Source organism: uncultured Agrobacterium sp., assembly GCF_913777885.1.
Classification (GTDB): domain Bacteria; phylum Pseudomonadota; class Alphaproteobacteria; order Rhizobiales; family Rhizobiaceae; genus Agrobacterium.
In genome coordinates this window covers 46,551-61,915 of the sequence record NZ_CAJYTV010000003.1, presented here as the reverse complement: position 1 = coordinate 61,915, position 15,365 = coordinate 46,551, and the positions used below count along the sequence as shown (strand labels likewise).

15 protein-coding genes are annotated in these 15,365 nt (G+C 59.6%); 2 read left to right on the top strand and 13 right to left on the bottom strand.

Annotated elements, in window-relative coordinates; translation table 11 throughout:
• Positions 1-70: 70 nt before the first annotated feature.
• Positions 71-2,503: a hypothetical protein gene (locus QZ869_RS01250; RefSeq protein ID WP_296102110.1), complete on the bottom strand. Its 2,433-nt coding sequence runs from the start codon at positions 2,501-2,503 to the stop codon at positions 71-73.
• Between the two features lie 332 nt (positions 2,504-2,835).
• Between QZ869_RS01250 and QZ869_RS01245 the strand changes: the two genes are divergently transcribed.
• Positions 2,836-3,441, top strand: coding sequence for a hypothetical protein (locus tag QZ869_RS01245; RefSeq protein WP_296102108.1), 606 nt, complete (start codon positions 2,836-2,838; stop codon positions 3,439-3,441).
• A gap of 116 nt (positions 3,442-3,557) precedes the next feature.
• A complete protein-coding gene (locus QZ869_RS01240) occupies positions 3,558-4,109 on the top strand; it encodes a hypothetical protein (protein WP_296102107.1) in 552 nt (183 codons plus the stop codon).
• A gap of 41 nt (positions 4,110-4,150) precedes the next feature.
• Here QZ869_RS01240 and QZ869_RS01235 read toward each other — a convergent pair whose 3' ends face one another.
• From QZ869_RS01235 to QZ869_RS01180, 12 genes are all read right to left on the bottom strand, one after another.
• The gene (locus QZ869_RS01235; RefSeq protein ID WP_296102105.1) at positions 4,151-4,672 is read right to left on the bottom strand and encodes a hypothetical protein; all 522 of its coding nucleotides are present in this window, start codon (positions 4,670-4,672) and stop codon (positions 4,151-4,153) included.
• A 3-nt stretch (positions 4,673-4,675) separates the two neighbouring features.
• On the bottom strand, positions 4,676-5,134 hold the full coding sequence (locus QZ869_RS01230) for a hypothetical protein (protein WP_296102104.1): 459 nt from the start codon (positions 5,132-5,134) through the stop codon (positions 4,676-4,678).
• Positions 5,131-7,746 carry a ubiquitin-activating E1 FCCH domain-containing protein gene (locus tag QZ869_RS01225; RefSeq protein ID WP_296102102.1) on the bottom strand — a complete coding sequence of 872 codons (2,616 nt, stop codon included), beginning with the start codon at positions 7,744-7,746 and terminating at the stop codon, positions 5,131-5,133. Before QZ869_RS01225 ends, QZ869_RS01230 begins: the two co-directional genes overlap by 4 nt.
• 4 nt (positions 7,747-7,750) lie before the next feature.
• Positions 7,751-8,332 (bottom strand): hypothetical protein, encoded by a 582-nt coding sequence (locus QZ869_RS01220; protein WP_112953547.1) that lies wholly within the window; start codon positions 8,330-8,332, stop codon positions 7,751-7,753.
• A gap of 72 nt (positions 8,333-8,404) precedes the next feature.
• On the bottom strand, positions 8,405-8,854 hold the full coding sequence (locus QZ869_RS01215; protein ID WP_296102100.1) for a hypothetical protein: 450 nt from the start codon (positions 8,852-8,854) through the stop codon (positions 8,405-8,407).
• On the bottom strand, positions 8,847-9,290 hold the full coding sequence (locus QZ869_RS01210) for a Bbp16 family capsid cement protein (protein ID WP_296078554.1): 444 nt from the start codon (positions 9,288-9,290) through the stop codon (positions 8,847-8,849). The genes QZ869_RS01215 and QZ869_RS01210 overlap by 8 nt, the downstream gene beginning before the upstream one ends.
• A gap of 26 nt (positions 9,291-9,316) precedes the next feature.
• A complete protein-coding gene (locus QZ869_RS01205; RefSeq protein ID WP_296102098.1) occupies positions 9,317-10,312 on the bottom strand; it encodes a major capsid protein in 996 nt (331 codons plus the stop codon).
• Positions 10,313-10,315: 3 nt separating this feature from the next.
• Positions 10,316-11,026: a hypothetical protein gene (locus tag QZ869_RS01200; protein WP_296102097.1), complete on the bottom strand. Its 711-nt coding sequence runs from the start codon at positions 11,024-11,026 to the stop codon at positions 10,316-10,318.
• Complete coding sequence (locus QZ869_RS01195) at positions 11,004-11,300, bottom strand: hypothetical protein (protein WP_062439578.1); 297 nt, start codon at positions 11,298-11,300, stop codon at positions 11,004-11,006. The genes QZ869_RS01200 and QZ869_RS01195 overlap by 23 nt, the downstream gene beginning before the upstream one ends.
• A complete protein-coding gene (locus QZ869_RS01190) occupies positions 11,297-13,012 on the bottom strand; it encodes a portal protein (RefSeq protein ID WP_296102095.1) in 1,716 nt (571 codons plus the stop codon). Before QZ869_RS01190 ends, QZ869_RS01195 begins: the two co-directional genes overlap by 4 nt.
• Before the next feature lies 1 nt (position 13,013).
• Positions 13,014-13,229 (bottom strand): hypothetical protein, encoded by a 216-nt coding sequence (locus tag QZ869_RS01185; protein WP_296086045.1) that lies wholly within the window; start codon positions 13,227-13,229, stop codon positions 13,014-13,016.
• Positions 13,230-13,631: 402 nt separating this feature from the next.
• Positions 13,632-15,143: a terminase gene (locus tag QZ869_RS01180; RefSeq protein ID WP_296040208.1), complete on the bottom strand. Its 1,512-nt coding sequence runs from the start codon at positions 15,141-15,143 to the stop codon at positions 13,632-13,634.
• Between the last annotated feature and the right edge of the window lie 222 nt (positions 15,144-15,365).

Sequence of the window (15,365 nt, the reverse complement as noted above, 5' to 3'; positions counted from 1 at the left end):
TGGGCCGCTGAGCCTTCGAACGTCGAAAACGTCACCTAAAAGTCGAACGGCCAAACCAGGAGAACCAGCATCAATCCGTCCCAATGGTTTCCATCGCCTCGGCGCTGTACTGCGCTTCGATCTCGGCTCGTGACGGCGCCTTGCCGTTTTTCTTCATCAGCACCTTGAAAAGCCGCGCCCGCTCGTTTGGCGGGATCTTGCCATAGCGCGCCGTAAGTCTGACGTCAGATCCTTCCGGCCTGTCGTCATTGTCGAACATATAGCCGCTGCCAACCTGATCTTCGCCGTCGTCGATCAGCCTCATTGGAGACAGACGAGCACGTTTCTCCGTGTAGATGACTTCCATGGCGAGCATGTTGATCATTGACTGCCTCTCGGCAAAATTCGGATATTCGCCCTTACGCTCCACCCACTGGTCGATCTCGCGTTGCAACCGCGCATTATAGCGCAGCGTCTGGCGGGGTGTGTTGATCCCCGCCTCCTCCAGCGTCAATCCGGCTTCCTGGAACGCCTGCTTGTAAAATGTGCCATCGCGGTCGGCCTTTGCCTCGTCGGCCCGGATGGAGCCTTGCTTGTCCGCCAGACCCTTCCATTGCTCCCGGGAAAGCCTGTTGATGATCTCCGGTCCGGTAAGGTCCATCTTCAGAAACTGCCGAGGATTGCTCGCACTCATGATTGAAAGCTGATCATGGAGATCGGGATTGGATTTTATCCTGTCGCCCTGCGCCTCGCGCTGCTTGACGCCATCGACAGCATCCGGGCCGGCCGCGAGTTTCAGGTCGAGCGGGATCTGGGACAAGGGCATGTTGTCCATGATCATCTGGCACATCTGCATCTTCGCAGCGTTGGCAGCCGCACTCTCGGCTCTGCCACTCTCCCGGAACATCCCCTTCACATAACGCAGCGTCGAAGACTGCAACTCCGGGTCTTCAATCTGCCGCACCCTTCCTATCGCTTGCGAAAAGGGCAGCATTTGACTGCGCGCTGCAACCCCGTCCCGCGCCGCAACAAGAGTGCTGCCGGCACGTCCGAACGCCTCCGGTGCGGTGGAGGATGGGTCGGTCTCATAGGGAAACCGCAGACCATATTGTTCGGCATTGTCGTGAAGCCAGTCGAGAACAGGAGCCGGAGCCTGATCCAGAGGCCGCCCCTCATAGGCCAACTGGATGCTGCGCCCACTGGAAGCGGAAGACGCTAAGGCAACAGAGGCGCGTGATGTCGGGTATAGAAAACTCACCCCCAGCCCCTTGCGAATGTCCTCTGGCGCATCTTCGATAAAAGCCTGGGCATTTTTGGCAAATTCGTTGTCAAGCGGAAGCGCGTCCCCGGATCGATCGGGCTTTGCCGAGATTGAAACGAGAAACGCTTTCGCCCGCGTTGCTCCGCCGCGTTGCGGTTCTTCCTCCGCGGCACGGTTCACGCCACCTGTGGATGTTTGACCGGGCCGAGCCTTCGCGTCCCCACCGTCAGCGGTGTTGCTGCTATTCCTCTCCGTTCTGCCAACCGTATCCTTGCCGGCATCAGCGGTTGGATTCTGAGCGGCATCGGCATCGCCTCGCGTGCCAACATCCTTACCAGCACCAGTCTCAGCCTTGCCGGGCGAAGCCTTATCCACAGCGCCCGTCACAACATCATCAGTCGCACCGGCAGAGGTCCGTTTCTCGGAAACGATCTCCAAGGCAATCTGTTTGCCCTTCTCATCGATTGCCAAGGGCCTGATCTTGTTCTCCAGGTCCGCCCGCGCCTTTAGGTCCAGCTGCGCACTGTTGGCCTTCAGATACTCCATCGCCGCGGTCGCCCCACCAGGCTTTCCAGCCATAGTCATGGCGACCCCGGTGTGAAGTCCCGTTACGAAGTCCATGGCCTTGGCCAGGATCACCTCCGGCGTCCAGCCGTTCAGCTTACCGAGATTGTGGATTTCGGTGACGCCGGACGCCACCGCGGAATTGATCTGCTCAGGCTTGTTGTACCCGGCGATCGCCTGATCCTTGGCAAGAGAAAGCCTGCCTTCAGCGGCCTTGCCCACCCATTCCTTCTGTCCCTGCGCCCTGTGCTTGATGGCAGCTTCCAGGCCGGTCGTCACCACAGGAGCGACCATCGCCTCATATCGTCCCGCCGCCAGCGGATCTTTCGGCTCAAAGGTCTTTTGAAGCTTGGCAAGCGCCTCTTCATAGCCGGGATAGCCTTCGACAGCGCTTTGGCCACTCGTGTTGAGATAACCGTTTTCGCCATGCTCCAGCGCAAGCTTTGCCCGCTCGAAGGCAGTCTTGCTGTCCTTGGCGGTCGTGTCGGCCTGAAGGTCGCGCAGCTTGCTGGCAGCCTCGGCCATTTTGCCAAGTCCTTCGCCAAGAGACTGCATGCCCCTACCCACCTGCGCACCAAAATCATTCTCCGAGGCCTTCACCGTCAGTGGCTGCTGGAGGATCGGCCGCTGAGGAACGCTGCCCTGATAAACAGGCACGGCTGCCTGGCGAAAATATTGTCTGACCGGCACCTCAGCCATGGCTCACTCCATAAAAAAAGGCGCCCGAAGAACGCCTGGCAACAACTAATCTCGTTATTTTGTCAGAACAGGCCGCAGCCAATGGCCGAGCCCTCACCTGCGGCGGTTCTGCGCATTCTCACCTGTGAGAACACACGCCTAAGCATGTCGCGCAAAAGTGGTCACCGGTTTTGCGATAACGACATGCGACAAAACAAAGATCTAAAGCGTATACGCGAATCTGAAAGATCGCGACACGCTTTAGCTCGAAGAAACGACTCGACAGCCTTTTCAACTCCTGCACAAATATCCAGGTCTCAAACCAATACTGCACCCGAACAGCAGGCCCTCACATGAAACAGGCAATCGCCGCCCTCCTGCTGGCCTGCATGCCTTTCGCCGCCGCCGCGCAGGACGCATCGAAGGTAAAAGACCCGATCCTTTGGGGCGAATTTGGCACCTGGACGGTTCAGATGGAACCGGACCTTGGTCATGCTTGTGTCGTCGCATCCGAGTTTGACACCGGTCATATTCTGGTTTTTGGACGCTATTTCAAACCGGGTAAGCCCGGATTTTTCATTTCCTTTCAGAACGAGAAATGGAAGTCATTGGTGCATAAAAAAGTGTACTCCGTCAGTGTCGGCTTTGATGAGAAAGAAACCTGGGACACAGAGAGCGGAGCCTACGTCCAGGGATCCACCCGTAGACTTGCGATGAAAACAGTCGCGCGCGCTTTTTTTGATGAGTTCAAGTCCAGCAAGACCGTCAAGATGTTTTACGAGGACAAGGAGATCGCTCGACTTTCCCTGAGCGGCGTCCAAAAGGCTGTAGAACAAATGGACGCCTGTCAGCAGACGACGGACGAACTCTTGAAAATCTCCAGAACGGAGTCCGACACATCCGATCCCTTTGCCAAGAAACCGGCTACACAGGCCTCAGACGACCCCTTCGAACCGTAATCGGGTGGCAATAGCCTCTTGGCAGTCGATGAACGCGATGGTCAAACAGAGCTCTCACAACCACATCCGGCAAAACAACCATCCAGCATGATCAGGCAAAAGACATGGACAGGCTCTTGAAACACACCCTCCTCGCCGCATGCCTTCTCTATGTGCCATTCAGCCCCAATGCCGCTCCTGTAGAATGGGGAACCTTTGGCAATTGGTCGGTGGCCGTGGAGCCCGATCGGAATTTTGGCTGCTATGTGGCGCTTCGCTCCGAGGGCGATACGATCCTGCATTTCGGCATGGATCTCGCAACGGAATTTCCAAGATTCTATCTTCTGTTGAGGAACGAGAAGTGGAAATCGCTGGAAGACGAGAAGGTCTACCCGCTGCTCTTCACCTTCGATTCAAAGGCACCTTTGGAGGTGGACGCCATCGCATCGGTGAGCGAGACATTGCAAGACCTGAGCATCGGGAAGATGGGCGGCAAATTCATGCTAGAGGCTCAAAAAAGCACTCAGTTGCGCGTGACCTATGCTGAGAAGGAAGTCGCAAACTTTCAGCTCGAGGGAGCAACCCAGGCGATTTACGAAATGCGCGCCTGCCAGGACAAGACCGAAGAAATGCTCCGCAAAAGCACCGATAAGGCAAAGCAACAGGACCCGTTCGCCGAGACGCCTTGACGGCTAAAGGGCTCTGGAAAGCCCCGACCAACAATGAGCGCTCATCCCGTCCCCGGTTTCGGCTTGAACAACGGACTATCGCCAAACACCTTGCTCGCTCCGGTCAGCAGCGTGCCAAGCGCTTTCAGGTTGCCGCCCTTGCGGGTGTTCTTGGCATTCGCCCGCGCAAGGCTCGCCTCCGCCCGGCCATTGGCCGCCGCCACATCGAAGTCATAGGCCTCGTTTGCGGCATTGCGGCGAATGGTCAGCGCGTCGATCTCGCCAAGCGTCGCAGTATCGACCAACAGATCAAGCGGAGAGCCGAATGTCAGGTCCACGCCATTGGCGGCCATGGCTGCCCTTTGCTGGCCGGTAATCTGCGCGGTCTCCTGTCGCTTCTTCTGCTCTTCCAGCTTGCCGCGGTCCAGCGCGTCACGCGCCCGCCTTTCGGAAAGCCGCACATTCATGTCCGTGACTTTCGCGTTATATTCGGATGCGGCGGCACTTGCCTCCGCCTCCTGTTTTGCGCCGGCCGCACCAATCACGGTCGAGGCGGCGCCAAGGATCAGACCAAAATCACACATGCCTCAAGCCTTCATCTCAAACATACGAAAAGGGCGCTGCTCATAACCAAAGGGCTGCGGATCGGAGAGCGTGAAGCCCAGCCATTGCAGCCACCGTTTGGAAACCACATTCCGGTCATCGACGACATTCTGCAGCAGCGTGTAGCGCTGCCGCATCTGCGCCACCCAGTGGAGAGAGCCACGCAGAAAATCGCGCGCATGCCGCTCCAGCGCATCGGTCCCCAGCAGCCAGGGCGCCCCAGTCTGGGTCAGCATATTCGTCGTGCCGCAGCCGAACATCAGCTCCGGCACATCGTCAAACAACACGGTATGGGCAAAGTCGGACCGCTCCAGCGAGTGCAAAAGCGCAGAGGCCGGTCCGCGTCCCACGGCGGCGAACACCTCCTCGCGGTCGGCCTCACGCATCCGCGGCGCAATCACATCCACGTGGTCGCGGTTCGCTTCGATCACCCGAACCGTCACGCTGCCACCCTGAGATCCGGCATGATGGCCAGAACCGTCATCGGCAGCGGATCGAACTGCTTGATGATCATTGTCCCACCCTTCGTCCAGTCCGCCGTCGGCGTCAGCTCCACATCGCCGGTCGCAAGGCGGATCGCCTCGCTCCAGTTCTCGAACTCGCGCTGCTTCAGCTCCACCAGCGCGTCCTCGGCAGGCCCGGCCCAGATGCCGCGGGTCTTTTCCACCCTGAGCGTGATATTGGCGATCGCCTTGTTCCTCGCCTGCACCGTGCCAAGCTCGCCCACATTGCCAAGGTCGATATCGAGCGTCCTCAGCTCCGCCTCGTAGGCCAAGCCCACATGTACCTTGGAAGCGGCAATCGGCAGCGTCACCGTACCATTCGTCACCACCAGATCGCGCACCACATTGCCATCCGCCAGCGCCACCAGCACCTTGCCCTCCAGGTGGTGAAGCCCGCGCATCGTCTTCGTCGGCGTGCCCTCATAGGAAAGCCCGCTATCGACGAAGAACGCATCTTCGGACACCGCAAAGAGGCGCGAATGCATGCGCTCGATGTAACGCTGCGACTTGCCATCCACCGTGCGGCGAATGACGAAATAGACCGCATCCTCATCACCTTCGGCCACCACATTCACCGCCTCGAACTGGCCGTCCGTCTCATGCCGCGTCCAGGCCCACACCTCATGCTCGCGCATATAGGTCAGGCTCACGCATTGCCCATTATCCAGCACCACCCAGACGATCGAATAGGGCGACTGCGCAAAGGCCCAGGACACAACCTGCCGGCCTTCGAACAGATGGCGCGACATGATTGTCAGATCCTGGCCAGTGAAATTGTCGTTGGAAAATTCATAGGAATAGTCGCGAATAACCCCGCCCCGCGCCAACGCAAACAGCATCACGTCGCCCACCGCAATCGGCTGCAACCAGGATGACCCGCGGTTGCTCTGCTTCTTCACCACCATATTGACCGGCGTCATGATCTCTTCGCCACTGCCGGCCACGTTGAACTCGTTCGCGGTGGTGAACACCGCCATACCGCGAGACTCGCTGATCGCGCGGATCTGGTTCTTCTCCTTGGAGCGGATACGCAAGGTGATGGCGTCACTTGCCTTCACCGGCGAGGCCGCGCCGAAATTCTCGTAATTGGCGGATTGCCCGAGCCAGAGCCCCGCCGGCACATTCGCCGTGCCGCCCATGGCCAGCCGCTGCTCGTAAAAATTCACGCAGGCCGGATAGTTGCCAACACTGTTGAAAGGATTGTTCCCTTCCTGCGGGCCGCTCGCCAGATCCGGCGTGATATTCTCATCGGTAAAGCTCGTCGTCTCCGTCCTGCCCACATAGCCATAGCGGCCATTGTCCAGCCGGTAGACCACATAGCTTCCCGCCCCCGGCGTCGCTGTCCAGAACAGCACATTGCGGTTGCCGCGATAAACCATGTCGTTGCGCAGCGTCGCAGGCTCGGATGGCAGGCTTTCTTCTCCCGTCTCGTCGGAGATGGCGGCCACCACATATTTCATCTCCTTGCCGTAGACGATCGCACCCGTCACGCCCGTCGGCACCGGCGGCGCGCCCGTTGCAGAGGCTGAGGGTATGGCTGTCCCATCTCCCTGATACTGCGTCTGGTCGATCTCGATGTCGGTCACAGCAGTTTCTGCCAGAATGCCGGTGCTGCCGTCTGAACGATAGATGCGATAGAGTGTGGCACCCGAAGAGGCGTTCCATGTCAGGCGCACCCGCCGCCCGTCTTCATTCTCATACTGAACGCCAACGGTTACGGCAGCCGACGCCGCACTTTCCCGCCCAGATCCGCTGATCGCTGAGACACGATAGCCGATATTGGCGACAGCTCCGGTCTTGCGCTTGAAGTATACCGTTCCAGTCACCCCCGTTGGCTTGGCAATCTGCGGCACAAAGGTCAGCGGCGAAAACAGCCAGTTGGCATCGCCAAACCTGGAAAGCTTCATCGGCGGATGTGCCTGATGCGTCAGATACATCACATCGTTTTCCTGGGCAAAGACCACACGGCGCAACTCCTCCGCCGTGTACGGCGAGGCAATCTCGTAGACGCGCCGCGCCGTGCCGCCACCCGCATAGCCCGGCATGCCGAGCGTGGAGAGAGCCACACCCAGCAGGTCTTCCAGCTGATACGTATTGGCCGTGACATTGCGGATAATGAAATTGCGATTGTTCAGCCCACTCATGCCCGACAGACCGGAGATGAACACCTCGTCGCCATTCGCAAAGCCGTGCGCTGCGGACGTCAGCACGCCATTCGCGGCTATTGAAACCCCAGTAATCGCCTTTGCCGCCTCCAGCACCGGGCTCCCGGCGCGATAGACGCGCATCTTCAGATGCGAAAACTCCAGATTATAGGTCTGGTCCGTCTCCGCATCGAAAATGAAGGGGAGCAGAATGGCAAAGCCCGACCCCCGCGTCCGGCCGATAAATTCCAGCCCGCTGCGGTTGGACGCTCCGCCATGCGGATGAATGAAAATGTTCTTCGCCACCTTCAGACCGGACCGATACTTATCCACATCGACCCGCGCCCAAAGCGCCGGGCTCAACTCGCCGGAGGTAAAGGCCGGCTGCATCACGCGCAAAATCGCCATGGTCTCAGCCCCTCGCGGTCATCAGTGTGGAACTGTCGGTCCAGCTCGATCGATTTTCATCCGCATCCGCCTCCTTCGCCGCCTCAAAAGACGAGGCCGCAATCTGGTAGGCATCCTTGCGGGTGGATTGGTCGGAGGTCAGCGGAATGGCGATCTTGGCAGACAGCGCCCAGCTCAACGCCTCTTCGAAAAGCGGCGGATAGCGCGCCGGGTCATCGAATTGCCGCACGAATTCCAGCTTCGCCGGAGACTGATCGCAAAAGATCAGCCCTTCAGTCGCGTGATAGAGCACATCGTCGGCATCATCCGGCAAAAGCACCGCCGGCACGATGCGCAACGGCTTCAGACAATTCTGCGGCCGCGCATAGGCATGGCGCCAGCGCTCAGGGCGCGGATTGGCCACCTCCGCCAGATCGACCATGGTCTTGGCAAATTCCCATTCATAGGATTGCAGCAACCGGTCGCGCGTCAGCGCATAGTGAAGCTTGCAGGTGCGCGCCTCGGTCGAGGGCTCGTCTATGTCGGAAATGGTCTTCTTGCCGATATTGGACAGCGCAATGTTGCAGATGCTGGTAACGGATGACATTCGCTTCTCCAAAATAGAAAACCAGGCTCTGGATTGAGCCGGGTTCAACGTCTTAAGCTTGATCGACAGGGATCACCCCTGGGTCGCCTTGTCCTCAAGTGCGGCGATAATCTCGGCCTTGGTCGAAGGCGTCGCTTCGCCCAGAATCTTGCGCGCCGCCGCCTTGAAGGTCATGAACTCGACGCCCGGATCGCCCGCCATCTTCACGACGTCTTTAGCGGTCTTTTCAACCGCGACGCCCGGAACATTGCGCGTCAGCCGCTCGATTTCGGCATTCTTCTGCGCGATCTCGGCCCGAAGAGCCTCGATCTCGGCATTGTCGACATGGGCGGTGCCCATCCCCTGGCGCTGATCCTCCGCACGCTTGCGTGCTGCCACCTGCAGCGCCAGCGCTTCTTCCGGCGAAATCTCGCTCATCCAGAAGGGCGAGAAATGCGCCTCTGTGGCGATCTCGAAAACCGCCCCCTCATCACGAAAATGCCCGTAGACACCGGCCCGGGTCGCCATCACGGTCTTAGTCATAATTATTGTCCTCCGAGGCGGCCACCACACCGGCGGTGATCTTGCCCGCCGTCAGCGGACCGGTCGCAACCGTATAGGCAAGACGGGCATAGCGCTCGTCGGCACCGCGCGGAAAGAACTCCAGCGGAAACACATAGCCCGCTACAAGCGAGGCTTTGGGGATCGCGCCGGAGGTCCAGGCCACTTTCGGCGAGGAGAACGCCTCATTGTCGTCCGTCTGCAGATCGACGGTCAGCGTCGCCGCACCGGCGGCAAGCGCTGTCTCCACCATCTGCAAGCGAAGATCGACCTTCTTGCCGCGGCCAAGATCCTTGCGGATTGCGGCAGCAGCACCCACCGGTTTGCCCGAAGCGCCGAAGTCGATGACATTGGTGGATACAGTCGAGGCGGTGATCGCCTGCGCCTCCGAAAAGAGATTCTGTGCGTCAAAAATCATGGAGTGTCACCTGTTTCAGACCGCCCTCAGACGATCTGCCCTTCTGTTTCGAGAATATTGTCGTCGCGGCGGATCGGCACGCCCAGGAAGGAGACGATCGGCTTGCCCTGGCTCTGGTCGAGCGTCAGGTTCACATTGGTGCGGTTCATTGCCTGCTTGTGCAGGAAGGTCTGCACCGTCTTGCTGGCATAGATCACCGTCTTGCCGTTCGGCTGGTTCGGGTTCTGCAGTGCGTAATAGCCGTCGATCATCAGGTTGATGAGATCGGCACCGCCCGCCGTAGGATTGGCGCGCAGATCGGAGACGTCGATATTGGCGATACGCGCCACGCCGCGCCAGTCGCGCACGGAGAGGCCGATATCCTGCTGGAATTTCTCGCGGTACACATCGTAGAGAGAGCCGTCCGGCAGTTCCTTGGTGGTCTTGCCCTTGTCATCGCGCTGCAGACCGGCCTTCGATCCTTCCGGATAAAGCAGGTGAACGGAATCCTCACCCCAGGTGACGAACCAGATGGAGGTGTTGTCCGAGCCCGTACCGCCGGCATCGACGATCTGGCGGCCATTGGCGGCGGATTTGGAATTGAAGCGGGCATGCAGGCCGGTAAAGCGCTCCGGGTTAACGTCGATATCGCCATAATAGACGGTGGAGCCCAGCATGTTCGCCATGCCCGCAATATGCGCCTTGGCTTCATTGAGCCGGAAGCGCGCCGGGTTCTTGGCGATTTCGACCAGCTTGGCATCGACTTCCGACCAGTCTTCCAGCATGCCGGTCGCGTCCTTCACCTGCGCCGTCGTGCCCTTGGTCGGCAAAACGCCCTTGTAGAGCTTGCGCCAGGTGGGCACGGGAAGGCCGGTGCGCACCGTCGTCAGATGCGACGAGCCCATGTTGCATTCGAAGATCGGCGCGTCTTCATACATCGCGTTAAACTGCACCAGCATGTCGATGATGGTGGAAATGTCGTCGCCCCAGCCCTGCTTCTTCAGGTCGGAAAGGGTGGGATACAAATTGCCGATAGTGGCCATGTGTTAACCTCGTGTCGTTGATGTTGTCGCTCCATACATCGCCTGTTCGGGCGAGGTCGGAGGGGCTGCTGCGGTTTCCGACGATGCGGGCTTGTCATCACTGAGAGCGTTGCCGACACGGGCCAATAGCCGGAAAAGTCCGGGATGGTTGCCAATCCCGATTTCGACGAGATCGCGGCGGAGAGCATCGTCTCCGAACGTCGCAATCACGCGGTTTGCGTTGTTGAGGCTGGTCGCGAGATTATCGCCGCCAAAGTCCCGGTCGGCGCGGATTTCCTGCTGCCAGTCGGAGGTGATCTTCTGGTGGCGCTCACTCAGCGCGTCATATTCCAGCTTGCGCTGCTCGGCGATCACGCCGGCCAGACGGCTCGCCTGGCCATTCGTCAGGCCAAGCTCCTTCATCACCGGAGAGGCGCGGTCCAGCAGCGCCCGGTCGAGTTCGATGCCACCATCGAGCTTGATGTCGTATTGACCATTTTCAGGCACCAGATCGGCGGCAGCGCCCGGTTCGGGAGACAGATTGCCACCCTCCCCTTCGCCGCCCTCTCGCCCTGCCCCCTTCTGACCGGCGACAAGCGGCTCGGCCGCCCCGTTCAGAAGCGGCGCATCGTCATTGGCGTTGGCATTGTCATTGCCGCCATGATCCGGGGCAGCGCCCCAATCGGTATGGCCTTCCGGCGCAAAGGTGGCGCTATTCATCCACTGTCTCAGCATGCTCTTCCCTCTTGCGCTTTTCCGCGCGTCTGTGGGCCTCGATCATCATCTCGGCATAGGCGGTGGGTTTGATCTGGTTCAGCTGGTCGATGATGGTGACGCCGATGATCCGGCGACCGATGTGAATGCCGGTCTCGCCATTCACCACATGCGGCGCGCCATAGACGTTGCACTGGCACAGCACCCACCAGAGAAATTCGCGCGCACGCGGCTCCGCAAGCACGAACTCTGTTGCGAGATCGAGCGCCTGTTCCTGCATTGTTTTGGCTGTCATCCGGCAATTCCAAGCTTGCGCAGCAGTTCCACCGGCCCGCCATTATCGTCGGTGGCGGAAAGCGCCTGTGCCGCCTGCGCACCATCCTTCAGTGCTGGTGCCAGCTTGGCGGCGGCTTCCGTCGTCTGCGCCGCCTGTTGCTGTTGCAACCGCTCGTCGCGGATCGCCTTCACCTTGTCGTCGGAACGCACGATGGTGGAAACAACACCGATCGCATCGCCATATTCGTCGATCGCCTGGTCGACATCGAGCTTGTCCACCGCGTCCGGACGCGCACCCGCAAGATTGCCGACGAAACTCACCATCCGCTCGATAGAGCCAGTCGAAACCGCAAGCTGCGCCTGGTAGAGCGTCGAGATATTGTCGACATTCAGCTCCTCGCCCTGCAGATCCTGCGGCGCGTCCGGCAGCTCGTCGTCATCGTCTAGCTGATAGAACACCCAGTCCGCCAAGGGCTGGATCAACTCGTGATGCTGTCGCTCCACCGTTGGTCCCAGCTGCTGAAGCTGCTCTTCCTTGCGCTGCGTCAGCTCGAACTGGTTGCGCGGCTGAACCCCCTCCATCGTGCTGATCGCCATGAAGAGATCGGCATAAAAGGCCCGGTCCACCCGGCGCTTCGCCTCATCGATATCGGCGGCCAGATCGCCCAGCGGCACATTCACCTCGAAGGCACGGCGATAGGCCGCAGTCCCGACACTCTGCTCGTCCACGAAAGTCACGGTGCCCGGCAGCGAGGAATTGCGCTTGTTGCGAAGCGACGTCGGCGCCACCAGTGGTGGGCGCACCTGGTGCTCGATGCCCATGCCCTTCCAGCGCTGCTCCGTCTGCAGCATCTTCACATCCGGCAGCGCATCCATGCCGGGACAAGTGGCGGCATAGACATCTTCGCCCACCACATCCCAGCGCGGCGCAATCAGCGGATTGCGGTCGAAGCCGCTCACCTCCAGCATCTTGTCGCGGTCCTGGCCCGCTTCCCAATAGTTGGACATGAAGGGCTTGTTCGCCTTGGTCGGGCGGGCGGGATCGCGGGCGGAACGTGGCTCGATGGCGTTGAACACCTCTACCACCTCGTCGTAATTGCCCCGGTCCCACAGGTTCTTGATGGTGGAGGACACGTTCGACCAGCCCATATCGCGGGAATTGGGCTTTGCCACCCAGCGCCCGACGATCTGTTCCACCGTCATCCACACGCGGCGATAACAGGTATCGACCCGCATGCCATACTGGCTCTGCGCCAGCCAATATTGCCCGACCGGCGGCAGAATGCCGTGCAGGCGCCGCCCGGCGCGCGTCAGGATCAGGCAGAACTGCCCGAACAGAAGCTCGTCGCCATAACCGGAATGAAGACAATTATATATATTCGAGACGGCCAGCCGCTCACGCGCCCGGCGTGTCGCCTCATAGAGGTAATCTTTCACAGGGCCGAACTCGCGCAGGTCCTTGTCGGTAATGCTGTAGCGCATCCAGGGCCGCGTGGGAGACGTCAGCCCCGCCTGCATGCCCGATTGCGCCACGCGATGGGCAAGCTTCGGCGAATTGTCGATGATCTTCTTGTTGCCGTTGATCCCCTTCGGGTCACGGGCATCTCCCTTGCGGTAGCGACCGGGAACGATGAAATCGTTCAGCTCCTGCCACTGCGCCTCATAGGGGTTGCGCTCCTTCTGCAACGCCTTCAGGCGCCGCTCATGCCGTTCGCGGATCGTATCGGCCATATCAGCCTCCCAACAGGTTTTTCTTGCCGCTCGTATCCAGCGCACCCACGCCCTGAACCCCGGTCAACATCGTCGACGTCGCCGCCCGCAACCGATCCCGCGTTCTCCGCCCGGCCCCATTCACCGTCTGGGCATCCGGCTCGCGCTGCGCCGCATACTCAATCGGCAACTTCGGATCCTCCGGCTTCGCCACCTTGGGAGACTTGAAAACACACATCGCAAAACCTCGAATTGAAGACAGACAGAGCCAGCCCGCACTGCGAGCCGTTCGGCTTAAATTTCATGGAAACAATAACTTAGGCAGCGCCCCACCCTGCGTCATCCTCGGGCTCGACCCGAGGTCCATCGGCATCGCAACAGACGCAACGTTCCGGATTGCAGAGGACTACGCCCGAACGACCCTCATCCCTGTGCTCGTCACAGGGATCCAGTCAGACCAAGTCCTTGGTCTGGAAAAGCTCTTTCGCCACGCAGACGCGCGGCGGCTAGATTCCCGTAACATCCTCGGACTTGATCCGGGGAACAGGAATGAGGCAGGGAAGAACCTTCGCCAAAACAAGGCAAGCAGACAACATCACGGAAACGACGCAACACTTCCGCGCATCAGATGGCGCAGCCATCACCCAAACGGATTATACCCATCCCCATCACCACCATACCCGGTCTCCCGGCTATGATTATACCGCTCATCCCCCCGCCCCTTAGGCACCACAGGCCGGGCAAAGGTCAGTCCAAGCGCATCCGCACGGTTAGGCGAAGGAAGCCCTCGCGCCTTCATGTCTTCCTTGCTCTCGATCTGCAGCTTGCCATCCACGCGGGCCACAAGCTCAGGGCCGATCAGGTCGTGGTAGAGAATGTCGTCGCGCGCATCGAGCGCGCCGCCCTGTTTGAGCCAGTCGCGCATGCCCTTCCACATTTCGGCGCGCTTGTTGAGACAACCGCGGTCGATGCTCTTTTCGGCAAAGCTGACGAGCTGCCATGTGCGCCCCAGCGTCACCCCAGCGGAATAGATGCCGGTGCCGTGACCAAGATCGATGAACACCGCATCGGCCTGCAATTCATCCTCGAAGCGCGCCACATGATTTGCCACCAGAATGTCGTTGTCGTTCTTCGGCATCGTCATCAAAAGCCGGGCATAGAGCCCCTGGCGCAGATAGATCACCAGCTCGTCGTCACCGGTCCAGGCCGGATCGACGCCGATGATCTTCGGCGCGAAATCATATTGCTCCTTGCGCAGATGCACCTTCTGGGCAGCATCCACATCTTCGGTGGAGATGAACTGCTTTGCCGATGTCGATGGAAACATGCCACGCACTCGCACCTTCACGAAATCGCTGTCCTCGCCGTAGTCACTGACCCATTCGGCAAGTTTCTTCTTATTGGTGCCAGGCACCGTGCGGCTGTCGATCTGCCGCCTGATCCAGCGCCGGCGATGACGGCGGAAACACTCGCGAAACCGCCCGGTATTTTGCGTCGGGTTGCCGAAGACGATCCAGATGATGATGGTGTTTTCGTCGGTCAGCGCGCCTTCGGCCACTTCCCAGACACTGTCGGTAATCTTCGACGCCTCGTCGAACATCAAGACGATGATGCGGTCCTTGTTGTGCAGACCGGCAAAAGCCTCGGTGTTGTTGGCAGACCAAGCGACGAAATCCAGCCGCCACAAATCCGCGTGTCCCCGATCGCGCGACTTGATCGACATGGCCTGCGTCTCGAACCAGTGGCTGGTGATCGAGGAGCGGAACCACTTGCCCACTTCCGGCGATGTCTTGGTGCGCAACTGCGTCTCGGTATTGGCGGTCACGACGATCTTGCAATCGGCAAAACACGACATGGCCCAATTGGCCATCATCCCCATCTGCGCCGATTTCCCAATGCCATGCCCGCTCGCCACCGCAATCTGCAAAGGCTGGTAGCGGTTCTCGCTGTTCAGATGCTGACGAATCTCATCATTGATATCCGCCTGCCAATCCCGCGGCCCCGCGATTCCGTCAAGCTCGCCCTCACCCCAATCCCAGGCAAACCGCGCCCAGGCCTGTGGATCATACTGAAACCGAGCCGCCGCCTCGATAATCTCCGCATCGAGATCGGCATCCACACGGCCCTTGCTCACCTGCTTGGCATTGCCCATGAACGATCTCCCGGCAAAGCCTGCATTATCTCGTCTTGAGTGATGTCTTTTCGCCGTTGGTATAGAAGGCTCACCATCGCGAGAATGATGATTTAAGTATTTTAATTTGGCATGCGTTTCTTCGGCGCGCGGACAACAATAAGGCAAAAAGCTCAGTTCAACTGCTTTAACTAGATCAACAAGTCGAGGCTGCGACGAATGCCAAATGAAGCGACTTCTGAG